This window comes from Gordonia phosphorivorans (genome assembly GCF_042432625.1).
Taxonomy (GTDB): domain Bacteria; phylum Actinomycetota; class Actinomycetes; order Mycobacteriales; family Mycobacteriaceae; genus Gordonia; species Gordonia phosphorivorans.
On record NZ_JBHLWV010000055.1, the window covers coordinates 1 to 24,369 of the forward strand.

At 69.3% G+C, this 24,369-nt stretch carries 24 protein-coding genes; 14 read left to right on the forward strand and 10 right to left on the reverse strand.

Going from position 1 to position 24,369, the window contains the following annotated elements:
* Positions 1 to 283: 283 nt before the first annotated feature.
* Both coaE and ACFFJD_RS17150 read right to left on the reverse strand, forming a co-directional pair.
* Positions 284 to 1,222: a dephospho-CoA kinase gene (coaE, locus tag ACFFJD_RS17145; RefSeq protein WP_382366382.1), complete on the reverse strand. Its 939-nt coding sequence runs from the start codon at positions 1,220 to 1,222 to the stop codon at positions 284 to 286.
* A 42-nt stretch (positions 1,223 to 1,264) separates the two neighbouring features.
* Entirely contained in the window at positions 1,265 to 2,017 is a 753-nt protein-coding gene (locus tag ACFFJD_RS17150) for an IclR family transcriptional regulator (RefSeq protein WP_382366384.1), read from the reverse strand.
* A gap of 68 nt (positions 2,018 to 2,085) precedes the next feature.
* Here ACFFJD_RS17150 and ACFFJD_RS17155 point away from each other — a divergent pair, with 68 nt between their 5' ends.
* The 5 genes from ACFFJD_RS17155 to ACFFJD_RS17175 all read left to right on the forward strand — a co-directional run bounded on the left by ACFFJD_RS17155 (position 2,086) and on the right by ACFFJD_RS17175 (position 7,412).
* On the forward strand, positions 2,086 to 2,901 hold the full coding sequence (locus ACFFJD_RS17155; RefSeq protein WP_382366386.1) for a 2-keto-4-pentenoate hydratase: 816 nt from the start codon (positions 2,086 to 2,088) through the stop codon (positions 2,899 to 2,901).
* A complete protein-coding gene (locus ACFFJD_RS17160; RefSeq protein ID WP_382366388.1) occupies positions 2,894 to 3,856 on the forward strand; it encodes an acetaldehyde dehydrogenase (acetylating) in 963 nt (320 codons plus the stop codon). Before ACFFJD_RS17155 ends, ACFFJD_RS17160 begins: the two co-directional genes overlap by 8 nt.
* Positions 3,853 to 4,905: a 4-hydroxy-2-oxovalerate aldolase gene (gene dmpG / locus ACFFJD_RS17165; RefSeq protein WP_382366390.1), complete on the forward strand. Its 1,053-nt coding sequence runs from the start codon at positions 3,853 to 3,855 to the stop codon at positions 4,903 to 4,905. The genes ACFFJD_RS17160 and dmpG overlap by 4 nt, the downstream gene beginning before the upstream one ends.
* A 149-nt stretch (positions 4,906 to 5,054) precedes the next feature.
* A complete protein-coding gene (locus ACFFJD_RS17170) occupies positions 5,055 to 5,873 on the forward strand; it encodes a LuxR C-terminal-related transcriptional regulator (protein WP_382366455.1) in 819 nt (272 codons plus the stop codon).
* Positions 5,874 to 6,047: 174 nt separating this feature from the next.
* The gene (locus ACFFJD_RS17175; RefSeq protein ID WP_382366392.1) at positions 6,048 to 7,412 is read left to right on the forward strand and encodes an MFS transporter; all 1,365 of its coding nucleotides are present in this window, start codon (positions 6,048 to 6,050) and stop codon (positions 7,410 to 7,412) included.
* Positions 7,413 to 7,417: 5 nt separating this feature from the next.
* Here the strand turns inward: ACFFJD_RS17175 and ACFFJD_RS17180 are convergent, their stop codons facing one another.
* Together ACFFJD_RS17180 and ACFFJD_RS17185 are read right to left on the reverse strand one after the other, a co-directional pair.
* Positions 7,418 to 7,936, reverse strand: a complete 519-nt coding sequence (locus tag ACFFJD_RS17180; protein WP_382366394.1) for a ribonuclease FAU-1 family protein — start codon at positions 7,934 to 7,936, stop codon at positions 7,418 to 7,420.
* Positions 7,933 to 8,373, reverse strand: coding sequence for a VOC family protein (locus ACFFJD_RS17185; protein ID WP_382366396.1), 441 nt, complete (start codon positions 8,371 to 8,373; stop codon positions 7,933 to 7,935). The genes ACFFJD_RS17180 and ACFFJD_RS17185 overlap by 4 nt, the downstream gene beginning before the upstream one ends.
* 99 nt (positions 8,374 to 8,472) lie before the next feature.
* Here ACFFJD_RS17185 and ACFFJD_RS17190 point away from each other — a divergent pair, with 99 nt between their 5' ends.
* A complete protein-coding gene (locus ACFFJD_RS17190; protein ID WP_382366398.1) occupies positions 8,473 to 9,729 on the forward strand; it encodes a hypothetical protein in 1,257 nt (418 codons plus the stop codon).
* Between the two features lie 16 nt (positions 9,730 to 9,745).
* Here ACFFJD_RS17190 and ACFFJD_RS17195 read toward each other — a convergent pair whose 3' ends face one another.
* The gene (locus ACFFJD_RS17195; protein ID WP_382366400.1) at positions 9,746 to 10,225 is read right to left on the reverse strand and encodes a QcrA and Rieske domain-containing protein; all 480 of its coding nucleotides are present in this window, start codon (positions 10,223 to 10,225) and stop codon (positions 9,746 to 9,748) included.
* Between the two features lie 85 nt (positions 10,226 to 10,310).
* Between ACFFJD_RS17195 and uvrB the strand changes: the two genes are divergently transcribed.
* Together uvrB and ACFFJD_RS17205 are read left to right on the forward strand one after the other, a co-directional pair.
* Positions 10,311 to 12,464, forward strand: coding sequence for an excinuclease ABC subunit UvrB (uvrB, locus tag ACFFJD_RS17200; protein ID WP_382366402.1), 2,154 nt, complete (start codon positions 10,311 to 10,313; stop codon positions 12,462 to 12,464).
* Positions 12,465 to 12,553: 89 nt separating this feature from the next.
* The gene (locus ACFFJD_RS17205) at positions 12,554 to 13,000 is read left to right on the forward strand and encodes a universal stress protein (protein ID WP_382366404.1); all 447 of its coding nucleotides are present in this window, start codon (positions 12,554 to 12,556) and stop codon (positions 12,998 to 13,000) included.
* A 9-nt stretch (positions 13,001 to 13,009) separates the two neighbouring features.
* On the opposite strand, the gene ACFFJD_RS17210 is transcribed toward ACFFJD_RS17205, so the two are convergent.
* The 3 genes from ACFFJD_RS17210 to ACFFJD_RS17220 all read right to left on the reverse strand — a co-directional run bounded on the left by ACFFJD_RS17210 (position 13,010) and on the right by ACFFJD_RS17220 (position 16,897).
* Positions 13,010 to 15,292: a HelD family protein gene (locus ACFFJD_RS17210; protein WP_382366406.1), complete on the reverse strand. Its 2,283-nt coding sequence runs from the start codon at positions 15,290 to 15,292 to the stop codon at positions 13,010 to 13,012.
* Between the two features lie 57 nt (positions 15,293 to 15,349).
* Entirely contained in the window at positions 15,350 to 16,093 is a 744-nt protein-coding gene (locus ACFFJD_RS17215) for a DoxX family protein (protein ID WP_382366408.1), read from the reverse strand.
* Positions 16,094 to 16,198: 105 nt separating this feature from the next.
* Positions 16,199 to 16,897: an MBL fold metallo-hydrolase gene (locus tag ACFFJD_RS17220; RefSeq protein WP_382366410.1), complete on the reverse strand. Its 699-nt coding sequence runs from the start codon at positions 16,895 to 16,897 to the stop codon at positions 16,199 to 16,201.
* A 169-nt stretch (positions 16,898 to 17,066) separates the two neighbouring features.
* Here ACFFJD_RS17220 and uvrA point away from each other — a divergent pair, with 169 nt between their 5' ends.
* Together uvrA and ACFFJD_RS17230 are read left to right on the forward strand one after the other, a co-directional pair.
* Complete coding sequence (uvrA, locus tag ACFFJD_RS17225; protein WP_382366412.1) at positions 17,067 to 19,940, forward strand: excinuclease ABC subunit UvrA; 2,874 nt, start codon at positions 17,067 to 17,069, stop codon at positions 19,938 to 19,940.
* 32 nt (positions 19,941 to 19,972) lie between these two features.
* The gene (locus ACFFJD_RS17230; RefSeq protein WP_382366414.1) at positions 19,973 to 20,239 is read left to right on the forward strand and encodes a hypothetical protein; all 267 of its coding nucleotides are present in this window, start codon (positions 19,973 to 19,975) and stop codon (positions 20,237 to 20,239) included.
* Between the two features lie 22 nt (positions 20,240 to 20,261).
* Here ACFFJD_RS17230 and ACFFJD_RS17235 read toward each other — a convergent pair whose 3' ends face one another.
* Positions 20,262 to 20,639, reverse strand: coding sequence for a DUF1844 domain-containing protein (locus ACFFJD_RS17235; protein ID WP_382366416.1), 378 nt, complete (start codon positions 20,637 to 20,639; stop codon positions 20,262 to 20,264).
* A 260-nt stretch (positions 20,640 to 20,899) separates the two neighbouring features.
* Between ACFFJD_RS17235 and infC the strand changes: the two genes are divergently transcribed.
* The 4 genes from infC (at position 20,900) to ACFFJD_RS17255 (ending at position 23,010) form a co-directional block, all read left to right on the forward strand.
* Positions 20,900 to 21,454, forward strand: a complete 555-nt coding sequence (gene infC / locus ACFFJD_RS17240) for a translation initiation factor IF-3 (protein ID WP_382366457.1) — start codon at positions 20,900 to 20,902, stop codon at positions 21,452 to 21,454.
* 91 nt (positions 21,455 to 21,545) lie between these two features.
* A complete protein-coding gene (rpmI, locus tag ACFFJD_RS17245; protein ID WP_246996383.1) occupies positions 21,546 to 21,740 on the forward strand; it encodes a 50S ribosomal protein L35 in 195 nt (64 codons plus the stop codon).
* A gap of 33 nt (positions 21,741 to 21,773) precedes the next feature.
* The gene (rplT, locus tag ACFFJD_RS17250) at positions 21,774 to 22,154 is read left to right on the forward strand and encodes a 50S ribosomal protein L20 (RefSeq protein WP_382366419.1); all 381 of its coding nucleotides are present in this window, start codon (positions 21,774 to 21,776) and stop codon (positions 22,152 to 22,154) included.
* Between the two features lie 40 nt (positions 22,155 to 22,194).
* Positions 22,195 to 23,010, forward strand: a complete 816-nt coding sequence (locus ACFFJD_RS17255; RefSeq protein ID WP_382366421.1) for a TrmH family RNA methyltransferase — start codon at positions 22,195 to 22,197, stop codon at positions 23,008 to 23,010.
* Here the strand turns inward: ACFFJD_RS17255 and ACFFJD_RS17260 are convergent.
* Complete coding sequence (locus ACFFJD_RS17260; RefSeq protein WP_382366423.1) at positions 23,007 to 24,245, reverse strand: metal-dependent hydrolase family protein; 1,239 nt, start codon at positions 24,243 to 24,245, stop codon at positions 23,007 to 23,009. The two genes, ACFFJD_RS17255 and ACFFJD_RS17260, sit on opposite strands and share 4 nt — an antisense overlap.
* Between the last annotated feature and the right edge of the window lie 124 nt (positions 24,246 to 24,369).

Consider the following 24,369-nt stretch of genomic DNA (forward strand, 5'->3'; position numbering starts at 1 on the left):
CCGAGTCTTGTCGCCCCGCTCCACACACAAATCCCACAACTGCAGAAACCGAGCCCGGAACTCCAGATCAAACGACCGCCCACCCAACGGGGCCGTACCGATCCGCGACTTCAGCGCCGCGATCTCCTCCGCACGCTCCTTCTCGGTACGAACACTAAAAATCATCGTCACTCCCTCCCCACACGCAGCCACCCAGAAGTCTCACCAACAGGGTGGCAAAGCGCGTGCAGCCTCGGCGACGCGAGGCACGGGTCGCGACACGGCACCCCGGGGTGGGGGGCGGTCAGTCGGCGACGACGATCCGCACCCGTGCCGGGCGGCCGGGATCGACGGTGGCGTGCACGCGCGGCTCGGCGCCGGGCAGCGGCGGGAAGCCGCCCGCGGAGAGCAGCTCGGCGGCCCGGTCGGCGGCGGCCGCGTCGGCCACGGTGACCCGGGCGTCGATCACTCCGACCGCGGCGGGCACGGTCGGGTCAGAGGTGGGGCCGACGTGCTCGATCGCAGTGGCGGTGCCGCCCAGCAGCGCCCAGAGCCGGTTCACCACGCGGGTGCCCACGGCGGGCCACTGCGGGTCGGCAGGGACCGGTTCGGTCGGCAACTCGGCGGGCACGCCGGCGAGCTGATTGTCGCGCAACGGGATCAGGCGGTCGGTCCACACGCGCCGGGCCTGGGCGGCGAGTTCGTCGGGACTGCCCGAGTTGTCCAGCCAGATGTCGGCCACCGCGCGGCGCTGCTCATCGGTGGCTTGCGCCTCGATGCGGGCCCGCGCATCCGCGGCGTCCATGCCCCGCAGATTCACCAGCCGATCCAACCGCACGTCGGCATCGGTGTGCACCACGATGACGGCGTCGTAGAACGGCGCCATGTGGCCCTCCACCAGCAGCGGGACGTCGTGCAGGATCACCGCGTCGGCGGGCGCGGCCTCGTTGAGCTCCTGGGTGCGGGCGCCGATCAGCGGATGGGTGATGCCGTTGAGCGTCTGAATGCCCTCGGGGTCGGCGAAGGCTCGCGCGGCGAGGGCCGGCCGGTCCAGGGATCCGTCGGCCGCCAGAATCTCCGGGCCGAACGCCTCGACGAGGGCGGCGAGCCCGGGGGTGCCCGGCTCCACCACTTCGCGGGCGATGCGGTCGGCGTCGACGTGATAGGCGCCCCGCTCGATGAAGGTCTTGGCCACGGTCGATTTGCCGGCGCCGATACCGCCGGTCAGTCCCACTCGAATCACGCTGTCCAGTGTGACAGGCCCGACGCGTCGCCGTCTGGCCGGTCAGTGCTGCAGGGCGCGCCGCCGATGCAGCGTGGCGGCGATCCCGCCGGCCGCCGCGCGCACCGCGGCGACGTGCTGTTCGGGCCGATAGCGGTGCACCGGCCCGGTCGCGCTGATCGCGGCGATGAGCGAGTTGTCGCCCACATCCAGGATCGGGGCGGCCACGCACGCGATACCGGGTGCGGACTCCTCGTACTCGAAGGTCACGCCGCTCTCGCGCGCGGCGTCGAGCTGCTGGCTCAGCAGTCCGGGCGCGATGATCGTCCGCGGCGTGCGGCGCACCAGCGGGGCGCTCAGCACCTCGCGGCGGGTCTCCGGGTCGGTGTGGGCCAGCAGTGCCTTCCCGATTCCGGTGCAGTGCAACGGCATTCGTCCGCCTGTGCGCGACGGGGCGCTCGCCTGACGGTGGCCGCCGATCTTCGCCACGTACATCACCTCGTGCCCGTCGAGGACGCCCAGGTGCACCGTCTCGCGGGTCCGCTCGTACAGGTCCTGCAGGAAGGGCATCGCGATCTCCAGCAGGCCGCGCTCCACCGAGGCGCGCATGCCGAGCTCGAAGAGACCGCCGGAGAGCCGGTAGCCGCCGGGGGTACGGTCCAGCAGGTGTGCCTGCACCATCTCGCCGCAGAGGCGGTGGGCGGTGGCCTTATGTAGACCGGTGCGGCGCACCAGTTCGGCGAGGGTCAGATCGTGGTCGTCCACCTCGAAGGCGTGCAGGATCGTCATCACCTTGTCGAGAACCGAACTACTCATGAGGTCAGCGTATCGCTGAGCGAGACGCTTTGCTTTCGGGTCGTGTGGCCGAGGGTGATCATCGAGACATGACCACATCTGTCGAGAACGAAGCCGCCGAGGCGCAGGCGGCGGCCCGACTGCTGACCGCGCTGCAGACGCGCACGGCCTGTGCGCCGGTCCGCGAGTACATCGGCCCCACCGACCTGCCCGCCGCCTACCGCGTCCAGGAACGCCTCACCGCGGGCCGGGTGGCGGCCGGCGCCGCCATCATCGGCCGCAAGATCGGCCTCACCAGCGCGGCCGTGCAGGAGCAGATGGGCGTCGATCAGCCCGACTTCGGCGTCCTCTTCGACGACATGGCCTACACCGACGGCCAGGAGGTCCCCATCGACCGCCTGCTGCAGCCCAAGGCCGAGGCCGAGGTGGCCTTCGTGCTCAAGGCCGACCTGGCCGAGGGGCCGCTGGACACCGAGCAGATCCGGGCGGCCATCGACTACGGCGTGGCCGCCATCGAGATCTGCGACAGCCGGATCGAGGGCTGGGACATCGCCTTCGCCGACACCGTCGCCGACAACGCCTCGTCGGGCGTCTACGTGCTCGGCACCGATCGCAAGACCCTCGACGAGTTCGCCCCCGTCGAGGTGGGCATGCGGATGCTCATCAACGGCGAGGAGGTGTCCACCGGCAACGGTGCCGCCTGCCTCGGCGATCCGCTCAACGCCGTCGCCTGGCTCGCCCGCGCCGCGCGCGACTTCGGCGAACCGCTGCGCGCCGGCCAGGTGATCCTGTCCGGCGCCCTCGGTCCCATGCGGCCGCTGGCCGCCGGCGACCAGGTGACCGTCGAGATCAGCGGCCTCGGAACCGTCAACGCCCGATTCAGTGAAGGAAACCCCCATGAGTAAGAAGACCAAGGTCGCGATCATCGGATCGGGCAATATCGGCACCGACCTGATGTTCAAGGTGATTCGCAACGCCAAGCACCTGGAGATGGGTGCCATGGTCGGTATCGACCTGGACTCGGACGGGCTGGCCCGCGCGCAGCGCCTGGGCATTCCGACCACCCACGAGGGCGTCGAAGGCCTGGTGAAGCTCCCGAACTTCGACGAGATCGACATCGTCTTCGATGCGACCTCGGCGAAGGCGCACGAGTACAACGCGTCGATCCTGCAGCCCCTGGGCAAGCGGATGATCGACCTGACGCCCGCCGCCATCGGACCGTTCGTGGTGCCGTCGGTGAACCTCGACGATCACCTGGACGCGCCCAACGTGAACATGGTGACCTGCGGTGGTCAGGCCACCATCCCGGTGGTCGCCGCCGTCTCGCGGGTCACCCCGGTGGCCTACGCCGAGATCGTCGCCTCCATCTCGTCCAAGTCGGCGGGGCCGGGTACGCGCGCCAACATCGACGAGTTCACCGAGACCACCTCCGGTGCCATCGAGCAGGTCGGCGGCGCCCGGCGTGGCAAGGCCGTGATCATCCTGAATCCGGCCGAGCCGCCGCTGATGATGCGCGACACCGTCTACACGCTGGTCGAGGCGCCCGACGAGGACACCCAGGAGCAGATCCGCCTGTCGGTGGAGAAGATGGTCGACGACGTGGCCGCCTACGTGCCCGGCTACCGGCTCAAGCAGAAGGTGCAGATCACCGAGATTCCCGAGTCGAGCCCGGTGGAGACCCTGCTGGCCGGTGACGACGAGTCCCGCCCGACGCATCAGGTGTCGGTCTTCCTGGAAGTGGAAGGCGCCGCCCATTACCTGCCCGCCTACGCGGGCAATCTGGACATCATGACCTCGGCCGGCCTGCAGGTCGCCGAGCGGATCGCGGCGCGTGCCGCCAACGAAGGGGACATCGCATGACCGCGCAGCAGAACACGACCGGCCCGGCGATCTTCGTGCAGGACGTGACCCTGCGCGACGGCATGCACGCCATCCGCCACCAGATCTCCACCGAGAACGTCCAGCGCATCGTGTCCGCGCTCGACGAGGCCGGTGTGGACGCCATCGAGGTGGCCCACGGCGACGGCATCTCCGGCGGCTCGGTCAACTACGGCCCCGGCTCACACACCGACTGGGAGTGGATCGAAGCGGCCGCCGACGTGCTGAAGAACGCGCGGCTGACCACCCTCATGCTGCCCGGCGTGGGCACCGTGACCGAACTCAAGCGCGCCTACGACCTGGGTGTGCGGTCGGTGCGCGTGGCCACCCACTGCACCGAGGCCGACGTCTCCGCGCAGCACATCGGTGCCGCCAAGGAGATCGGCATGGACGTCTCCGGCTTCCTCATGCTCTCGCACATGAGCGACCCCGCCTCGCTGGCCCAGCAGGCCAAGATGATGGAGTCCTACGGTGCCGACTGCGTGTACATCACCGACTCCGGCGGGCGCCTGACCATGGGCGACGTCGAGGCTCGGGTCAAGGCCTACCGCGACGTGCTCGACGAGAAGACCGAGATCGGCATCCACGCGCACGAGAATCTGTCGCTGTCGGTGGCCAACTCGGTGGTCGCCGTCCAGAACGGCGTCTACCGCGTGGACGCGTCCCTGGCCGGACACGGCGCCGGTGCGGGCAACTGCCCGATCGAGCCGTTCATCGCGGTCGCCAACCTGCTCGGCTTCGAGCACCGCTGCGACCTGAACAAGCTGCAGGATGCGGCCGACGACATCGTGCGTCCGCTGCAGGACCGCCCGGTGCGGGTGGACCGGGAGACCCTGACCCTCGGCTACGCCGGTGTCTACTCGTCGTTCCTGCGGCACGCGGAGACCGCGGCCGCGCGCTACGACCTCGACGTGCGCGACATCCTCACCGTCTGCGGTGAGCGTCGTCTGGTCGGCGGTCAGGAGGACATGATCGTCGACATCGCGCTGAACCTGGTCGCCGAGCGCGAGGCGGCGCTGGAGAACGCCTGACCACCGGGCACGACCGCCCGTCGCTCCCGATCCGCCGCTAGTCGCGCCGGGTCTGTGACGGCAGCCGCCGGAAATCCTTCCCGGTAAGATGAATCACACCCCGACCACTGGTCGGGGTGTGATTCGTGCGAGAGGTGGTGGGTGCGGTGGTGGAGAAATCACTGGCGGGGCCGATCACCGAGGCGCTGCAGCGGGTGCGTCGCACCAGCGGCGTCTCGCTGGCCTTCGCCGGGGTGGTGCGTGACGGTTCGAGCGTGACCCTCGCGCACTTCGTCGGCCGGACCAGCGGGGTCCTCGACGGGCTGTCGGTGGAGGCCGGGCACGGGCTCGGCGGCAAGGTCTTGCGGCTCAATCGTCCGCTGGCGGTGGACGATTACCTCAAGACCCCGCACATCACCCACCGTTACAACCCCGCCATCTCCGCGGAGGGCCTGCGTGCCGTCGCCGCCGTGCCGGCGATCGTCGACGGGCGGGTGGTGGCCGTGCTCTACGGCGGTCTGCACTGCGCGAACCCGGTGGGCGGGCGTCTCTTCGACACCCTCGTGACCGAGGCGCGGGCCCTGGAGCAGCAGGTCGCGGTCTCGCGCGCCCTCATCGAGGCGGACGCGGGGGTGGCCCCGGACGTGGACATGCTGCGCGATCGGATGTCGCAGGCCTACACCCGGCTGCGGCTGCTGGCGCGCAGCGTCGACGATGCGGTGCTGGCCGAGGAGATCGCCCGCATCACCGAGTGTCTTCTCGACGATCCGGGCCTGCGCGGCCCGATGTCGGTGACGCTGACGCCGCGGGAGCAGGACGTGCTGGCGCTGGCGGCGCTGGGCTATTCCAATGTGCGCATCGCCGGGGAGCTGGGCGTCACCGCCGAGACCGTCAAGGGCTACATGAAGGCGGCCATGGGCAAGCTCGATGCCCGCACGCGGCTGGAAGCAGTGGTCCTGGCCCGCCGCGCCGGTGTGCTGCCGGGCTGACACCCGAGAATTCTCGGTTAGTTTTCATTAACCGACCCCCCTTCGGGGGGTGTTGCCTCTCCGCGGCCTCGCCTTACTGTGAGCGAGATTACGCAGATCGTCGACTGTGAGGTCGACGACACGAGAGGAGCGAGGATTTCCGTGACAACGGCCCCGACGGCAACGGGTACCAGTATGAAAAGGGTGGCTGCGGCCAGCTCCATCGGTACCACCATCGAGTTCTACGACTTCTTCATCTACGGCACCGCGGCCGCACTCGTCTTCCCGACGGTGTTCTTCCCGGAGGCCAACGGCACCGCCGGCACGCTCGCGTCGTTCGCCACCTTCGCCGTCGCGTTCTTCGCGCGGCCGGTCGGCGCGATCATCTTCGGGCACTTCGGTGACGTCATCGGCCGCAAGCGCACGCTGGTGTGGACGCTGCTGATCATGGGTCTGGCCACCATGGCCATCGGCCTGCTGCCCGGCTACCAGACCGGCGCCTTCGGCATGTTCTCCGACGGGATCGGGATCTGGGCGCCCACGGCACTGGTGGTCCTGCGCTTCCTGCAGGGCTTCGCGGTGGGCGGTGAATGGGCCGGCGCCACGTTGCTGACGTCGGAATACGCACCGGCCGGCAAGCGCGGGCTGTACGCGATGTTCCCGCAGCTGGGTCCGGCCTTCGCCTTCTTCCTGTCCAGCCTGACCTTCCTGGTGGCCAGTCTCACCGTGGGCACCGCCAGCGACGCTTTCCTCGACTACGGATGGCGTATCCCGTTCATCCTGTCCATGGTGCTGGTACTGGTGGGCCTGTGGGTCCGCCTGGCCGTCGCCGAGACCCCGGTCTTCCAGCAGGCCCAGGCGCAGCGCGCCAAGGCGCCGGTTCAGGCGGTCACCCGCCTGCCGTTCCTCGACGCGGTCAAGTTCCAGTGGAAGGAGATCGTCATCGCCGGCGGCGCGCTGGCCAGCTTGTTCTCGCTGTTCTACATGGGCACCGCGTTCCTCACCAGCTACGCCACCAACCCCGACCACATGGGTCTGTCCCGGAACTTCGTGCTGACTTCGGGCATGATCGCGGCCGTCTTCTTCGGCCTGTCCACCGCGGCCTCGGCCGTGTACTCCGACCGCTTCGGCCGGCGCCGGGTCATCATGGTGTCGGTGATCGTGGCGGTGCCGTGGTCGCTGCTGCTGTTCCCGATCCTGAACGTCGGCGGCGAGCTCGCCTTCATCGTCGGCCTGATCGGCACCCTGCTCATCTTCGGTATCGCCTACGGTCCGGCCGGCGCGCTGCTTCCGGAGCTGTTCCAGGCCCGCTACCGCTACACCGGCGCCGGTATGGGCTACAACCTGGCGGGCATCTTCGGCGGCGCCATCCCGCCGCTGATCGCGGTGCCGCTGATCGCCGGCCCCGGCGCGATCTGGGTGGGCATCATGCTCGCGGCGCTGTCCTCGGTCAGTGTGCTCTGCACCTACCTGATGACCGAGACCAAGGATACCGACGTCAGTGCTTCCCAGCCCGTCGCGCTGCCGGGCGACGACGCCGAGGAGCTGCAGCCCGCGTAAGCGGTTCAGGGACCGCTGCGCCAGTCGAGTCGGCCGCCGACCTGCGCATCCAGCCACGTCTGGATGTCGCCGGCGGCGGCCGCTCCCGTGAGTGCGGTGACCGCGACCTCGGTGGCTTCGGTGGCCTCGGCGGTGGTCAGCAGGCCCGCGGCATGGGCGGCGAAGACCTCGTCGACGTCGATCAGCGCCAAGTCGGAGCCCGGGACGTCGACCAGATCCAGATACCAGTCGACGGCGTGCCAGCGGCCCCGGGAGTCGGGGCCGTGGAAGCGGCCCACGTCGAGGTAGAGCCGTTGGTCGGAGCGATAGCCGTCGGTGAAGTGAAAGATGTTGGCGCGCAAGCCCAGCGACGGCAGCAGCCAACTCTCCAGGTGATGGAATCGCGGATGGTCGGCGCTGCGGGACATGTACAGGCCGTAGGGCGTCTCGCGATACTCCTCGACCGGTCGCACGAAACCCTTGTTGTCGGTGTTGGTCATCGCCGGAACGTCGAAGACCTCGCGCTTGGGCGGGTGGACGGTCATACCCCCTGGATGCGGCCGTCGGCGTCGACGGTGAAGGACGGATTGAAGACGAAGTCCCACCGGAAGCCGTCCGGATCGGCGACGCAGGCGCTCACCCCGCCCCAGTCCTGGCGGCGAGGTGCACCGATCGAGGTCGCGCCGGCATCGAGCGCCCGCCGATAGAGCCGTTCCACATGGTCGGCGTCGGTGACGTTGTGGCCCAACGACATCGGCGGCGCCAGCGGGCCGTGGCCGACGTCGCCGTACTCGCTCGGCATGCTCGCGACGTTCCACAGGGCCAGCAGCAGGCCGTGTCCGGCCTGGACGAAGGCGATCTCGTCGGCCACGCGGTCCACGGGACGAAAACCCAGGCCCTCGGTGTAGAAGCGCTCCGAGGTGTCGACGTCGCGCACACCGAGGGTGACGGCGGTGACGTGGGGGATGGGGGTGCCGGTCATGCCCCCACACTACGTCGGGGCACCGACGGAAATCGGCCCGATGACGCATGCATGTATGCGTTATTGACAATAATTATCATTAAGCGATTCACTGTCGCCATGCGTACCTCTCCCAACCTCATGTTCCTGTCGTCGTCGGCGGCGACTCGGCTCGGCACGACCCTGCTCGGGGCGGCCCTGCTCGGCGTGACCGCGTGCTCCGCGGGCGACGGCGGCACCGCCGCGCCCGGCACGGGTCCGTCCGCCCCGGTCGAGCAGTCCAGTGCCCAGCCCCGCCTGGTGTTGACCCACGACGGCGGTCTCACCGTGCTCGACGGCAGCGATCTGGCCACCGTCGCCGACTTCGACTACGACGGCTTCATCCGAGCGAATCCGGCCGGCGACGGGCGGCACGTCTTCGTCTCCACGTCGACCGGCTTCGAGCTCGTCGACCTCGGGACCTGGCGCGAACCGCACGACGGCCACGCGCACTACTACACCGCCGAGCCGACGCGGACCGGTCGGACCTACGCCGGCGCCAAGCCCGGCCACGTGGTGGTGCACGAGGACCGGACGACCCTGTTCACCGATGGGACGGGGGAGATCCGCATCCTGGACACGGCGCGGATCGGCGCACCCGACGCGCTGGTGCGGGAGCTGCGCGTGCCCGCGCACCACGGCGTCGCCGTGGCCCGAGCCGACGGTTCGACGGTCGTGTCGCAGCCGCGCGGCGAGAAGGCCGGGGCGCTGGCGATCCTCGGTGCCGACGGTGCTGAGATCGCCCGGAACGGGGACTGCCCGGGGCTGCACGGCGAGGCCGCGGCCGCCGACGGCGCACTGACCTTCGGCTGCACCGACGGTGCGCTGGTGGTGCGCGGTGACGACATCGTCAAGGTGTCGGCCGCCGAACGGTACGCCCGCCTCGGCAACCAGGCCGGCAGCGAGCGTTCACCGATCGTGCTCACCGACTACAAGACCGACGCGGACGCCGAACTCGAGCGTCCGGACAAGTTCGCGCTGGTGGACACCGTCGGGGCCGGGGCGATCAAGGTGGTCGACATCGACTACAGCTACAGCTACCGCTCGCTGGGCCGCGGGCCCGCCGGTGAGGCGCTCCTGCTGGGCACCGACGGTGCCCTGCACGTCATCGATCCGGTCAGCGGCACGGAACGGGCCGCCTACCCGGTGATCGGCGCGTGGACCGAGCCCGACGACTGGCAGGCGCCCGCGCCCGACCTGTTCGTGCTCGGTTCCACCGCCTACGTGACCGACCCGAACAGCAAGCGCATCCTCGCCGTCAGTCTGCACGACGGCACGATCCTGGCCGAACGAACCCTCGACGATCCCACCCTCGAACTGACCGGCGTCACCGGCTGAGGCGGGGGCGAGGCGCTCAGACCCGGACGATGTCGGTGCCGCGCACCTCGACGTCGATCGGTTCCAGGCCGCTGGGCGCCGGGCCCTCGGTGCGGCTGCCGTCGAGCGTGAAATGACTGCCGTGGCACGGACAGACGAGTTCGGCGCCGCTGACGTTGACCGTGCAGCCCGCATGCGGGCACACCGCGGAGAACGCCCGGAAGGTGCCGGCCTCCGGCTGGGTCACCAGGACCAGTTCGGTGTCGCCGACCAGCAGCCCGCTGTTCACCGGGACCTGGTCGACGGTCGTCAGGATCACCGAGCCGTCCGGCAGTTCGACGGTGGGCTCGGGCTTCTTCGGCGGCGGGGACGTGGTGCACGCGGCCGCGGTCAACGTCACCGCCGCGGCGCCCGCGCCGGCCAGGACGGCGCGTCGACCGAAGTTCGGGTGCCGGTCGGTCCCCGGGCAGCCCTCGCAGGCCTGTGCGTCGGGTGCATCGTGGGGCTGATTCATCATGCGTCCTTCCCTGACGGGCTCACTGATGCATTCTGCCACCCGCGCGACCCGAAGCGGTGTCGGTACCAGCCGCTACCCTGGAGATATGGCATTCGCAGCGGAACAGCCGGTCGTCGCGCACTCGGAGTATCGGCCGATCGGAGACGTGGAGCGCTCGCGGAACACGCTCGAGGTGGTCAGCGACCTGGTGCCGGCCGGGGACCAGCCGACCGCCATCGCCGAGCTGGAACGACGCCTGGCCGCGGGTGAGCGGGACGTGGTGCTCCTGGGCGCCACCGGCACCGGCAAGTCGGCGACGACGGCGTGGCTGATCGAGAAGGTGCAGCGACCCACCCTGGTGATGGCACCCAACAAGACCCTCGCGGCGCAGTTGGCCAACGAACTGCGCGAGATGCTGCCGAACAACGCCGTCGAGTACTTCGTCTCGTACTACGACTACTACCAACCCGAGGCGTACATCGCCCAGACCGACACCTACATCGAGAAGGACAGCTCGATCAACGACGATGTCGAGCGGCTGCGGCACTCGGCCACCTCGAACCTGCTGTCCCGCCGGGACGTGGTGGTGGTCGCGTCGGTGTCGTGCATCTACGGTCTGGGCACCCCGCAGTCGTACCTGGACCGGTCGGTGGAGCTGTCGGTGGGCGAGCAGATCGACCGGGACGCCCTGCTGCGGCTGCTCGTGGACATCCAGTACGACCGCAACGACGTCGCGTTCACCCGCGGCGGCTTCCGGGTCCGCGGCGACACCGTCGAGATCATTCCGTCGTACGAGGAACTCGCCATCCGCATCGAGTTCTTCGGCGACGACGTGGAGGCGCTGTACTACCTGCACCCGCTCACCGGTGATGTGATCAGGCAGGTCGACAGCCTGCGGATCTTCCCGGCCACCCACTACGTGGCCGGCCCCGAACGCATGGCCCGGGCGATCGACGGCATCGAGGCCGAACTCGAGCAGCGACTCGCGGTCTTCGAGGAGCAGGGCAAACACCTGGAGGCCCAACGGCTCCGCATGCGCACCAACTACGACATCGAGATGATGCGCCAGGTCGGCTTCTGCTCGGGCATCGAGAACTACTCGCGGCACATCGACGGCCGCGACGCCGGCAGCGCCCCGGCCACGCTGATCGACTACTTCCCGGAGGACTTCCTGCTCGTCATCGACGAATCCCACGTGACGGTGCCGCAGATCGGAGCCATGTACGAGGGCGACATGTCGCGCAAGCGCAACCTCGTGGAGTTCGGTTTCCGGCTGCCCTCGGCGGTGGACAATCGTCCGCTCACTTGGGACGAGTTCGTCGATCGCACCGGTCAGACGGTGTACCTGTCGGCCACCCCCGGCGCCTACGAGCTCGGGCAGTCCGGCGGCGAGTTCGTCGAGCAGGTGATCCGACCCACCGGCCTGCTGGATCCGAAGGTGGTCGTCAAACCCACCAAGGGGCAGATCGACGACCTCATCCACGAGATCCGCGAACGCTCCGAACGCGACGAACGGGTGCTGGTCACCACCCTGACCAAGAAGATGTCCGAGGACCTCACCGACTACCTGCTCGAACTCGGCATCCGCGTCCGCTACCTGCATTCGGAGGTCGACACGCTCCGTCGCGTGGAACTGCTGCGACAGCTCCGGTCCGGCGAGTACGACGTGCTCATCGGCATCAACCTGCTGCGCGAGGGCCTGGACCTGCCGGAGGTCTCGCTGGTCGCCATCCTCGACGCGGATAAGGAGGGCTTCCTGCGCAGCACCACCTCGCTGATCCAGACCATCGGTCGTGCCGCCCGCAACGTGTCCGGCGAGGTGCACATGTACGCCGACAAGATCACCGACTCGATGCGCAACGCCATCGACGAGACCGATCGGCGCCGGGCCAAGCAGATCGCCTACAACAAGGAGAAGGGCGTCGACCCGCAACCGCTGCGCAAGAAGATCGCCGACATCCTCGATCAGGTCTACGCCGAGGCCGAGGACACCGTGGAGATCGGCGGTTCGGGACGCAATGCCAGCCGCGGCCGCCGAGCGCAGGGCGAGGGTTCCCGTCCGGTCAGCGCGGGCGTGTTCGAGCAGCGCGACACGTCGGCCATGCCGCGTGCGGAACTGGCCGATCTGGTTCAGGAACTCACCGATCAGATGATGAACGCGGCCCGCGACTTGCAGTTCGAGTTGGCCGGACGCCTACGCGACGAGATCGCGGACCTGAAGAAGGAGTTGCGCGGAATGGACGCGGCCGGGATCAAGTAGGCCGTGGTCGCGGGGGCGCAGGGTATGTTCTACAACATCGACCCCGCCCGGAGATGCCGGGTGGGTAGACGTCGGAGGTAGAAGCAAGAATGGCCGATTACAGAACTGTCGTCGTCGGAACTGACGGCTCCGATTCCTCGCTGCACGCCGTCGCGCGTGCCGGAGCCATCGCGGGCGATTCCGCCACGCTGGTGATCGCGTGCGCCTACTTCCCCAACGACGGCCGCTCGGCGAGCGCCGCCGGCGATGCCCTCGGCGCCGATGCCTACCAGGTGATGGGGTCCTCGCCCACCGAGGAGATCCTGCGGGCGGCCAAGGAACGCGCCGTCGCCGCCGGGGCCACCGAAGTGACCACCCGCGCGGTCAAGGGCGCCCCCGTCGAGGCCCTGTTGCAGCTGGTCAGCGACGTACAGGCGGACCTGCTCGTGGTGGGCAACAAGGGCCTGAACTCCATCGCCGGTCGCCTGCTCGGCTCGGTCCCGGCCGACGTCGCGCGCAAGGCTTCCAGCGACGTGCTGATCGTTCACACCACGTAGTCGCTGGGCTCAGTGCTCAGGTAGGTCGGTGAGCACCTCGGGGAGATCCTCGTGGTGCACCACCACCAGCCGCTGCGTGGCGCGGGTGAGCGCGACGTACAGGTCGCTGAGACCGCGCGGCGACGTCGACAGCAGCTCGTCGGGGTCCACCACGATCACGTTGTCGAACTCGAGGCCCTTGGCGGCGTGGAGCGACAGCACGCGCACCCCGTCGGTGCGGTCCGCTGCCGCCGCCTCGGCCTCCCGGGTGTCGGCGACCAGGATCGCGGTGAGGCCCGGCCACTGCGCCGCCTCGGCCGCCTCCAATGCGGTGCGTAGACCGCGGTCCGCGGGTGCCTGGATTCGGTAGGGTTCGATTCCGTTGCTGCGCAACGACTTCGGCGGGGTCTGCGTCGGATCGATCAGGGCCAGAAGACGATTGGCGTACTCGGTGATCTCGCTCGGGGTGCGATAGTTCACCGTCAGCTCGCGCAGCCGCCAGCGGTTGGCGACGTACGGTGTGAAGATCCGTTCCCACGACGTGGTGCCCGACGGGTCGCCTGTCTGCGCGGTGTCGCCGATGATCGTCATCCAACGATTCGGTATGCGGCGCATGATCATTCGCCAGGACATCGTCGAGAGTTCTTGGGCCTCGTCGACGATCACGTGCCCGAAGGTCCAACTCCGGTCGTCATAGGCGCGTTCCGCGGTGGTCCGGTACTCGGCCACTTCCTGACGCTCGGCCAACTGCTCGGCGTCGATCAGGTCGTAGGCCATCAGCAACTCGGGGTCCATCTCGTCCTCGAGATCCTGCGGCGCCGAGCCGGTGAGAATGTCGAGCGCGTCCTGCGCTTCGGCGATCCGGCGTCGCCACTGGGCCTTCTGCTCGCGCTGAGCCTCGTCGGTCCGGTAGCCGATGAGCTCGGCGAGCTCGTCGAGCAACGGGACGTCGGCGGGGGACATGTCGGCGTGCTCGGGCAGCGGCGCCGCCTCGCGGTGCAGTTCGGCGCGATCCTCCTCGCTCCAGCCGCGGGTGGCACCGCGGCGAAATCGACTGTCGGAGTACAGGTCTCGAAGCAGGTCCTGCGGGTTGAGGGTGGGCCAGAACTGCAGGACGGTCCGCACCACCGCGTCGTCGCTCTCCAACTCGGCGCGGATGTCGTCGAGATCGGCGGCCGTGAGCAGCTGGGAACCGTCCAGGGTGGACGAGCCGAGTCTGCGGGCGTGGACGACGGCCAACTCGTCGAACGCGGTCCGCAGGAAGGTGCGTTGCGCCAGATTGTGCGGACGCCGCGTGGAGCGGGCGGCCGCGCGGGCGGCCTTGATCACGGCCGAGTCGACGGGCAGACGGTAGCCGTCGAAATCCACCGTCAGCCCGGCCGGCGGCAGCGCCTGCCGAGCACGGACCGCGGCGCGCAGCACCCCCAGGATGCGGTCGGCGTCGCCCTTCAGTTCCGCGGCACGACGCGAGTCGATCGCCCGGGCGCGGATGCCGGGGAACAGATTCCCGACGGTGGACAGCAGCACGCCGGTCTCACCGAGGGAGGGCAACACCTGGGCGATGTAGTCCAGGAACGTCTCGTTGGGCCCGATGATGAGGACACCGCTGCGGGAGAGCACGTCGCGGTGGGTGTACAGCAGGTACGCGGCGCGGTGCAGCGCCACCGCGGTCTTCCCCGTGCCGGGACCGCCCTGGACCACCATCACCCCGCGGTGCGGGTTGCGGATGATCTCATCCTGCTCGCGCTGGATGGTCTCGACGATGTCGGTCATCTCACCGGTGCGCGCGGCGTTGAGCGCGGCCACCAGGGCGATCTCGTTGACGACGCTCGCGTCGTGTCCGTCGCCGCTGTCGACCTCGCCGGAGAGCAGGTACTCGTCGGAGACGCTGCGCACCGCGCGCGTGCGCGTGCGCAGGTGGCGCCGACGTTGAACGCCCTCCGGCGAGGCCGGAGTGGCCAGGTAGAACGGCCGCGACAGCGGCGCGCGCCAGTCCAGCAGCAGCGTGGTCACCTGGTCGTCGTCGAGGATGCCCATCCGGCCGATCCGGGCGAGGGAGCTGCCCGTCTCGTCCGGCTCGGTCAGGTCGAGTCGGCCGAAGTAGAGGTTGTGCTCGGCGGCGTCGATGCGGGTCAGCATCTGGGTGTAATGCCGCTCGTACGATTCGCGTTCGGACAGCGCCTGCGGCGTCCCCGCCGACTCGAGAAGGGTCTCGGAAAGCCGACGGTTCGCGGTCGCCCGCATGCGGTCCAGCCGCGCGTACACGGCGTCGAGATGTACCTGTTCTTCAGCCAGGCGGGGATCGGGGGTCACAGTCGCACCAGTGTACGCACGCGCGCAGCCCCCGGCATCGGCCCAGGTTCGCGACCGCTACCTGCGCAGGCGGCGCCGAATGCCCCGCACCTGATCCTCCGCCCGGTGGCGGATCTCGTCGGCCACCACGGGTGCCCGATCGCCGACCATGAGGGCGATCTCCTCGGCCCGGTGCCGAGCCTGCTCGGCGACCAGGGGTGCGCGCTCGGCCGCCTTGACCGCCAGGATCTCGGCGCGTCCGCGACCGACGTCGGCCCACTCCGCGGCACGGTCGGCCCACTCGGCGGCACGGTCACCGAGCTCGTGGGCGTCCGTGCTGCCCGGGAGCGCCGCGGCCATCGCGATCTTGGCCTCGTGCGCAGTGCGCCGCCCGCGCCAGGCCAACGACGGCTTGCCCTCGGTGTCGGCGCTGGCCAGCAGGACGCCGCCGAGCAGGCCGAGGTTCTTGACGAAGGACACCTTGCGGACCTCGCGGCGCAGCGGGTCGGTCTCGGTCCAGAAGGCGCCGTCGTAGACGGTCGCCGGGACCAGGGTGCCGGCGAGCACCGCGGACGCGACCCGCGGGATGCGTCCGGTGGCCAGCAGGAGGCCGCCGCCGATCTGCACGGCGCCGTTGATCCGCAGCGCGGTGGCCGCGTTGGCAGGCACCACCTGCGCCACCTCGGCGGGCAGGGCGTCCCGGCCGGCGTCGACCAGCGGCTGCGCGGTGGTGACGACGGGCTGTCGGGCGAGGAGGGCCTCGGCGCCGGAGGCGACGAATGCGGACGCGAGCAGGGGACGGGCGATCTTGCGGAGAATCACGGGTGGACCTTCCGTTGGGAGCTACTTGTCTCGGTCAGGCCCGAGCTGGGCTCTGGGCCTTGTACCGAGCGTAGGCAAAATCTCCGCGGCGTGCGGTGTAGGTCACTACCAGCCGCGGGCGCGCCACTCGGGCAGTGCGGGACGTTCGGCGCCCAAGGCGGTGTCCGTGCCGTGGCCGGGGTAGACGACGGTGTCGTCGCCGTACCGGCCGAAGAGCTTGGTCTCCACGTCGTTGAGCAGGATCTCGAAGTCGCCGGGCTGCCAGGTCTTGCCCACCCCGCCGGGGAAGAGCGAGTCGCCGGTGAACAGGTGGACGCGGCCGCTCGCCTCGGTCAGGGCCAGGGCGACCGAGCCCGGGGTGTGCCCGACCAGGCCGATGACGTCCAGGGTCAGGTCGCCGACGGTGACGGTGTCGCCGTCGGCGAGCAGGCGATCGGGGGTCACCGGGAGTTCGGGCGCATCGGCGGCGCCTGCCGCGGTCGGTACCTGCCGGACGCGGTCGACCTCCTCCAGGGCCTGCCAGTGGTCGAAGTGCCCGTGGGTGGTGACGATCTCCCGCAGATCCGCGTCCAGCGTCGACAGCAGGGCCAGGATCGAGGGGGCGTCGTTGGCGGCGTCGATCAGCAGCGCGGCGCCGGTGGCCGCGTCGGTCACCACGTAGACGTTGTTGTCCATCGGGCCCACCGACATCTTCACGATGGTCGCGTTGTCGAGGGTGCGGCGCTGGGCCCGGACGTCGTGATGATCGGCGGACGGCGTCGTGTCGCCGGTGTAGTCGTCGGAGATGTTGACCTGGATGCTCATGACCCCAGCCTAGTGTCGATCGTCACAGGCCGGCCGGGGGAGTCCGCTCACAGCGCAGCGCTCGACACCGATCTTGTCGGTACCTCCGCGTACCCTGAACACTTGGGGAAGTTCGCTTCGCCGATGGCTGCGTGAGCAGGAACGGGTCGAGCAGGAATGGGAGTGCCAGGTGGTTGATCGGCTGATCGTCCGGGGTGCGCGAGAGCACAATCTGCGCGGGATCGACGTCGATCTACCGCGCGACTCGCTGATCGTCTTCACCGGGTTGTCCGGTTCGGGTAAATCGTCGCTCGCCTTCGACACCATCTTCGCCGAGGGGCAGCGGCGCTACGTCGAATCGCTGTCGGCGTACGCGCGCCAATTCCTCGGGCAGATGGACAAGCCCGACGTCGACTTCATCGAGGGCCTGTCGCCGGCGGTCTCCATCGACCAGAAGTCGACCAACCGCAATCCGCGGTCGACGGTGGGCACCATCACCGAGGTGTACGACTACCTCCGCCTGCTCTACGCCCGCGCGGGCACCCCGCACTGCCCCACGTGCGGGGAGCGGATCGCCCGACAGACGCCGCAGCAGATCGTCGATCAGGTGCTGGCGCTCGAGGAGGGCACCCGATTCCAGGTCCTCGCGCCGGTGGTGCGCACCCGCAAGGGAGAGTTCGTCGACCTGTTCGCCGAGCTGCAGACGCAGGGCTTCGCGCGTGCGCGGGTGGACGGCGCCGTGCATCAGCTGTCCGATCCGCCCAAGCTGAAGAAGCAGGAGAAGCACGACATCGACGTCGTCGTCGACCGCCTCGCCGTCAAGGCGACCGCGCGTCAGCGTCTCACCGATTCGGTGGAGACGGCGCTGCGGCTGGCCGACGGCATCGTGGTGCTCGACTTCGTCGATCGCGACGAGGATGCCGCCGACCGCACGCGCCGATTCTCCGAGAAGATGGCCTGCCCCAACAACCATCCGATCGCGATCGACGACCTGGAGCCGCGCAGCTTCTCCTTCAACTCGCCCTACGGCGCCTGCCCGGAGTGCGACGGTCTCGGCGTCCGCAAGGAGGTCGACGAGACGCTGGTGGTCCCGGACCCGGAGATGACGCTGGCCGAGGGGGCCATCGCGCCCTGGTCGTCCGGGCACAACGCCGAGTATTTCGGTCGCCTGATGGGCGGCCTCGGCGAGCAGATGGGCTTCGACCTGGACACGCCGTGGAACAAGCTGCCGCGCAACGCGCGCAAGGCGCTCCTGGACGGCTCCGAGCACCAGGTACACGTCAAGTTCCGCAACCGCTACGGACGGACCCGCTCGTACTACACCGAGTTCGAGGGCGTCATGGCCTTCCTCACACGGCGCGCCGACGCCACCGAGTCCGAGCAGATGAAGGATCGGTACGAGGGCTACATGCGCGACGTGCCGTGTCCGGCGTGCGCGGGCACCCGCCTGCGCCCGGAGATCCTGGCGGTCACGCTGCACAACCCGGTTCAGGGCGACTATTCGATCGCGCAGGTCACCGCGCTGTCGGTGGCCGAATGCGCGGAGTACCTCGACGGCCTGGCGCTGGGCGAACGGGAGGCCGCGATCGCCGGCCGCGTCCTCAAGGAGGTGCAGGCCCGCATCACGTTCCTGCTCGACGTCGGCCTGGAGTACCTGTCGCTGGCGCGAGCGGCGGGCACGCTGTCCGGCGGCGAAGCCCAGCGCATCCGCCTGGCCACGCAGATCGGCGCGGGTCTGGCCGGGGTGCTGTACGTGCTCGACGAGCCGTCGATCGGCCTGCATCAGCGCGACAACCGTCGCCTGATCGACACCCTGGTCCGGCTCCGCGACCTCGGCAACACGCTGATCGTCGTCGAGCACGACGAGGACACCATCCGCGCGGCGGACTGGATCGTCGACATCGGTCCGCGTGCCGGTGAGCACGGCGGTCAGGTGGTGCACAGCGGGGATTACCCGGGGCTGCTGACGAACACCGAGTCGATCACCGGCGCCTACCTGTCCGGGCGCAAATCGCTGGAGGTGCCGGCCTCGCGTCGGCCCGTCGACCGCAAACGGCAGCTGACCGTGGTCGGCGCCCGCGAGAACAACCTGCGGGGCATCGACGTCAAGTTCCCGCTCGGCGTCCTCACCGCGGTCACCGGCGTGTCCGGGTCGGGTAAATCGACCCTGGTCAACGACATTCTCGCCACCGTGCTGGCCAACAAACTCAACGGCGCGCGGCAGGTGCCCGGGCATCACACCCGCATCACCGGCCTCGAGCACCTGGACAAGCTGGTGCGGGTGGACCAGTCGCCGATCGGGCGCACGCCCCGATCCAATCCGGCCACCTACACCGGGGTCTTCGACAAGATCCGCACCCTGTTCGCCGCCACCACGGAGGCGAAGGTGCGCGGCTACCAGCCGGGACGCTTCTCGTTCAACGTCAAGGGCGGCCGCTGCGAGGCGTGCATGGGCGAGGGCACCATCAAGATCGAGATGAACTTCCTGCCCGACGTCTACGTGCCGTGCGAGGTGTGTCACGGCGCGCGGTACAACCGGGAGACCCTCGAGGTCCACTACAAGGGCAAGACCATCGCCGAGGTGCTGGACATGCCGATCGAGGAGGCCACCGAGTTCTTCGAGCCGGTCACCTCCATCCACCGGTATCTCAAGACCCTGGTCGACGTCGGTCTGGGCTATGTCCGCCTCGGCCAACCGGCCCCGACCCTGTCCGGCGGTGAGGCGCAGCGCGTCAAGCTCGCCGCCGAACTGCAGAAGAGGTCCACCGGTCGCACCGTCTACGTGCTCGACGAGCCGACGACCGGCCTGCACTTCGAAGACATCGCCAAGCTGTTGGTGGTGATCAACGGACTGGTGGAGAAGGGGAACTCGGTGGTGGTCATCGAACACAATCTCGACGTGATCAAGACCGCCGACTGGGTGATCGACATGGGTCCCGAGGGCGGCAGCGGCGGTGGCACCGTCGTGGCGCAGGGGACCCCGGAGCAGATCGCGGCCACGCCGGGCTCGCACACCGGCGGCTTCCTGGCCGACCTGCTGCCGGCCGCCGAATCCGCCAGCTGAGGCGGGCCGACCGGAGCCGTAGCATGGATCACATGACGACCCCCGGATCCGAATTCGACGACGCCCTCAGTCCCGGCGTGCAGGCGCCCTCGTACGAGGAGGTCACCGGCTACACCAAGTCGGGCGAGCCCACCCTGGACTTCGTGCGCGACAAGATCGAGAAGCGCGCGGCCGTCGCGATCGGCGCCGAGGAACTGGCCGCCGCGATGCCGGAGAGCCGCGAGCTCGAGGACGTCCTCGCCGAGCGGGACAAGGCCGCCAAGGCGAAACTCGACGAGATCCGCAAGTCGATGGGCTGACCGGCGCCGACGCCGGCGGCGATCAGCCCCGGACGGGGCCGGTCAGCTTCTCGCCGGGGCCTTCGCCCGGCGCATCCGGGAACGCGCTGGCCTCGCGGAAGGCCAGCTGCAGTGCCTTGAGACCGTCCCGGATCGGCTTGCGGTGCACGCCGAGATCGGGGGAGGCGGCCACCACCAGGCCGGCCAGCGCGGTGATCAGGGTGCGCGCCTCGGGGAGGTCGCGGTACTGCTCGTCGCCCCCGGCCTCCGGGCCGATCTTTTCGGCGGCCGCGCTCATCAGCATCACGGCCGCACGGGAGATCACCTCGATCGAGGGAATGGTGGCGAGTTCGCGCACCTGGTCGGGGCCGGTCGCCTCCGGCGAGTCGGACGGGTCGGTGGAATAGGAATCTGCGCTCACGACTGTTAGACTTTCACAGCATGACCGCCCTGGCGTTGCCGGGGTAGCAAGAGGATGTTCGTAATCCCACCGCCCGACGCTGTCTCTGACAAGCAGTTTTGCGGTCGAAGGTCACATCATCGCATGACGATGACGGTGTGCGGCAGCCCGCAAGGGATGCTGTCGCCCGCGTCCGCGGTGGTGTCTTCGATTCGACGCCCCTCTCGCTACTTCGCTCCGTCCCGTGTGGTCGGCAGTGAAAACCCGATGGAGGAGGCCACATCAGCACTGAGACCCGCATCAACGAGCGCATCCGCGTCCCCGAGGTCCGTCTTGTCGGACCCGGTGGTGAGCAGGTGGGCATCGTGCGTGTTGAAGATGCGCTTCGCCTGGCTTACGAAGCCGACTTGGACCTGGTTGAGGTCGCGCCCGACGCGCGGCCGCCGGTGTGCAAGATCATGGACTACGGCAAGTTCAAGTACGAGGCGGCGCAGAAGAAGCGCGAGTCCCGCCGTAATCAGCAGATGACCGTGATCAAGGAGCAGAAGCTCCGTCCGAAGATCGACGACCACGACTACGAGACCAAGAAGGGTCACGTCGTCCGGTTCCTCGAAGCGGGCTCGAAGGTCAAGGTCACCATCATGTTCCGCGGTCGTGAGCAGTCCCGTCCCGAGCTGGGATTCCGGCTGCTGCAGCGCTTGGGCAACGACGTCGCCGAATTCGGCTACGTCGAGACCTCGGCGAAGCAGGACGGACGCAACATGACCATGGTCCTTGCCCCGCACAAGGGCTCGAAGACTCGGGCGCAGGCTCAGCAGTCCGCGACGGACAGCTAAGCAGCCCACCCCCGCACCCCACTCACGCGGAGTCAGTACCGCGCCGGTCAACCCGGCACGGCGCTGGTCTTCGCCCGAATGAAGGAAAACCATGCCGAAGAGCAAGACTCACAAGGGCACCGCGAAGCGATTCAAGGTGACCGGCAGCGGCAAGATCGTCCGCCAGAAGGCCGGCAAGCGCCACCTCCTCGAGCACAAGTCCTCGCGGGTCAAGCGTCGCCTGGACGGCACCGTCGTGGTGAGCGAGGCCGACGCCCCGCGCATCAAGCGCCTGCTGAACAAGTGACTAGTAAGAATCGTTAGTTAGGACTGAAATCTCATGGCACGTGTGAAAAGGGCCGTCAACGCCCACAAGAAGCGCCGGACTATTCTCGAGGCCTCGAAGGGCTACCGCGGTCAGCGCTCGCGCCTGTACCGCAAGGCCAAGGAGCAGCAGCTCCACTCGATGACCTACGCCTACCGCGACCGACGTGCGCGCAAGGGCGAGTTCCGGAAGCTGTGGATCCAGCGCATCAACGCCGCCGCGCGTTCGCATGACATGACCTACAACCGCTTCATGCAGGGCCTGAAGCTGGCCGGCGTCGAGGTGGACCGCAAGGTCCTGGCCGACCTGGCCGTCACCGATCCGGCCGCGTTCGCCGGTCTGGTCGAGGTGGCCCGCAAGGCGCTGCCGGACGACGTCAACGCTCCGGTCGCCTGATCGGACCGCTGTCGACACCGTAGACACGAAGCGACCCGCGATGGATGTTCTCACCGAACGTTCGTCGCGGGTCGTTTCGTTGGCCAAACTTCACCGGGCGTCGGTCCGACGCACCGAAGGGATCTTCCTCGCCGAGGGGGCGAACGCGGTCCACGCCGCGCTCTCGACCGGCCGGGCGCAGTCGCTGCTGGTGCGCGACGACGACGCCGACCGTCACCGAGATCTGCTCGCACGTGCCGCGGACGCCGGTCTCCCGGTCTACCGGGTGACCGCGCGCGCTGCCGACAAACTCAGCGAAACCACCACCGCGCCCGGCATCTTCGCGGTCGCCGAGCTGCTGTCCGTCGGGCTCGACGACCTCGAGCTGACCGGCCGGGACCGCTCCGGCGCGGCGTCGTTCGTGGTGGTCGCCGTCGAGCCGCGGGAGCCGGGGAACGCGGGCACCCTGATCCGGTGCGCCGACGCGATGGGCGCCGCGGCCGTCCTGTTCCTGGGCGACGCGGTGGATCCGCACAACGGCAAATGCGTCCGAGCCAGCGCCGGCAGCGTCTTTCACGTGCCGATCGTGACCGAGAAGGACGTCGACGCCGCTCTCGCGCGGTTGCGGGCGGCCGGTTTCGCGACGCTGGCGACCACCATGCTCGGGGAAGTGGCGCTACCCGCCGCCGATGCCTTGCTGGCGGGTCCGCACGCCTGGCTGTTCGGCAACGAAGCGCACGGGTTGCCGGGATCGGTGGTGGAGGCCGCCGACCACCGGGTGTCCATCCCGATCCACGGCCGGGCGGAGAGCCTGAACCTGGCGGCCGCGTCCGCGATCTGTCTGTACGCGAGCGCGACCGCCCAGCACGGGGCCTAGCTCAGCGAGGCGAAGCCGCCGCGGTTGCTCTTGGTCCGGCCCTCCTTGAGGACCAGCAGGATGTTGGCGTTGTCGCCCACCAGGTCGGCGTCCACGCTGGGATCGCCCTTGACCACCACGACGTCGGCCAGCTTGCCGGCCTCCAGCGTGCCCAGCTTGTCGTCGACGCCGCACAGTTCGGCCGAGACCTTGGTGCCGGCGCTGATCGCCTGCAGCGGGGTCATGCCGCCGAACTTGACCAGCAGGCCCACCTCGCCGAGGTTGGTGCCGTGGTCGGGCACGAGCCCGGCGTCGGTGCCGGTGGCGATCTTGATGCCTGCCTCGACAGACTTGCGGATGGACTCCTGCGCCATCGCATGCCACTTCTCGCTCTTGGCGACGGCCTGCGGGGTGGCGGTGTCCGGGTGCATGGTCTCCAGCAGCGTCGGCACCAGGAACTGGCCGTTGGCCACCATCTCCTGACGCAGTTCGTCGGTGATCGCATAGCCGTGCTCGATGCTGCGCGCGCCGCCGCGGATCGCCGCGGTGATGCCCTTGAGGCCGATCGCATGTGCGGCGACCGGGCGTCCGCCGTAGGCCTCGCCCTCCTCGACCAGCGCCGAGACGATCTCCTCGCGGGCGCCGAGGTAGTCGGGCTCGTCGTTGATCGACGTGACGCCGCCGCTGGAGGCCACCTTGATCACGTCGACGCCCTCGCGGCAGAGTTCACGCGCTTCCAGACGGGCCTCGTCGACGGTGTCCACCAGCACGCCGCCGACGATGCCGGTGCCGCTGAGCCCCGACGGGATGTGGAAGTCGGCGTGCCCACCGGTCTGGCTGATCATCTTGTCGGCCACCAGCAGACGCGGGCCGTCGATCAGGCCGTGGGCCACCGCGTCGCGCACACCGGTGTCGATGCCCATCAGGTCGCGCACGGTGGTCACGCCGGCCTCCAGCGTCACCTTGAGCCGGTCGATGAGTTCGAAGTAGCGGTACGAGGGCGGAACCATCGCGGCCATGATCGGGGAACCCTTGGTGCCGGGCAGGGACAGGTGCACGTGCACGTCGAAGAAGCCGGGGCAGAGGGTGTTGCCGCCGACGTCCAGGCGGGTGGCCGCGTCGTCGACCTTCGGTGCGCCGGCGGCCGGTCCGGCGTAGGTGATGGTGCTGTCGTCGATCACGAGGACGGCATCGGTCACCGGTTCGGCGCCGGTGCCGTCGATCAAGCGGGCATTGTGCAGCACAGTCGTCGTCATACCTGTTGTTGTACACGGTCGGTGCCACGCGCGAGTGCCCCGGACACCGGCGTCGGGAGGGCGCGGGCCAGGACGGCACAAAAGCGGGGACCCGAGGCGCAAAGCGCCCCGGGTCCCCGCGGTG

Coding starts and splice junctions, on each gene's coding strand:
- rplT (WP_382366419.1), top strand. CDS start 21,774: ATGGCACGTGTGAAAAGGGCCGTCAACGCCCACAAGAAGCGCCGGACT.
- ACFFJD_RS17205 (WP_382366404.1), top strand. CDS start 12,554: ATGGCCGATTACAGAACTGTCGTCGTCGGAACTGACGGCTCCGATTCC.
- dmpG (WP_382366390.1), top strand. CDS start 3,853: ATGACCGCGCAGCAGAACACGACCGGCCCGGCGATCTTCGTGCAGGAC.
- ACFFJD_RS17175 (WP_382366392.1), top strand. CDS start 6,048: ATGAAAAGGGTGGCTGCGGCCAGCTCCATCGGTACCACCATCGAGTTC.
- ACFFJD_RS17180 (WP_382366394.1), bottom strand. CDS start 7,936: ATGACCGTCCACCCGCCCAAGCGCGAGGTCTTCGACGTTCCGGCGATG.
- rpmI (WP_246996383.1), top strand. CDS start 21,546: ATGCCGAAGAGCAAGACTCACAAGGGCACCGCGAAGCGATTCAAGGTG.
- ACFFJD_RS17190 (WP_382366398.1), top strand. CDS start 8,473: ATGCGTACCTCTCCCAACCTCATGTTCCTGTCGTCGTCGGCGGCGACT.
- ACFFJD_RS17150 (WP_382366384.1), bottom strand. CDS start 2,017: ATGAGTAGTTCGGTTCTCGACAAGGTGATGACGATCCTGCACGCCTTC.
- ACFFJD_RS17185 (WP_382366396.1), bottom strand. CDS start 8,373: ATGACCGGCACCCCCATCCCCCACGTCACCGCCGTCACCCTCGGTGTG.
- ACFFJD_RS17160 (WP_382366388.1), top strand. CDS start 2,894: ATGAGTAAGAAGACCAAGGTCGCGATCATCGGATCGGGCAATATCGGC.
- ACFFJD_RS17220 (WP_382366410.1), bottom strand. CDS start 16,897: ATGAGCATCCAGGTCAACATCTCCGACGACTACACCGGCGACACGACG.
- ACFFJD_RS17230 (WP_382366414.1), top strand. CDS start 19,973: ATGACGACCCCCGGATCCGAATTCGACGACGCCCTCAGTCCCGGCGTG.
- uvrB (WP_382366402.1), top strand. CDS start 10,311: ATGGCATTCGCAGCGGAACAGCCGGTCGTCGCGCACTCGGAGTATCGG.
- ACFFJD_RS17260 (WP_382366423.1), bottom strand. CDS start 24,245: ATGACGACGACTGTGCTGCACAATGCCCGCTTGATCGACGGCACCGGC.
- ACFFJD_RS17195 (WP_382366400.1), bottom strand. CDS start 10,225: ATGATGAATCAGCCCCACGATGCACCCGACGCACAGGCCTGCGAGGGC.
- ACFFJD_RS17155 (WP_382366386.1), top strand. CDS start 2,086: ATGACCACATCTGTCGAGAACGAAGCCGCCGAGGCGCAGGCGGCGGCC.
- ACFFJD_RS17255 (WP_382366421.1), top strand. CDS start 22,195: ATGGATGTTCTCACCGAACGTTCGTCGCGGGTCGTTTCGTTGGCCAAA.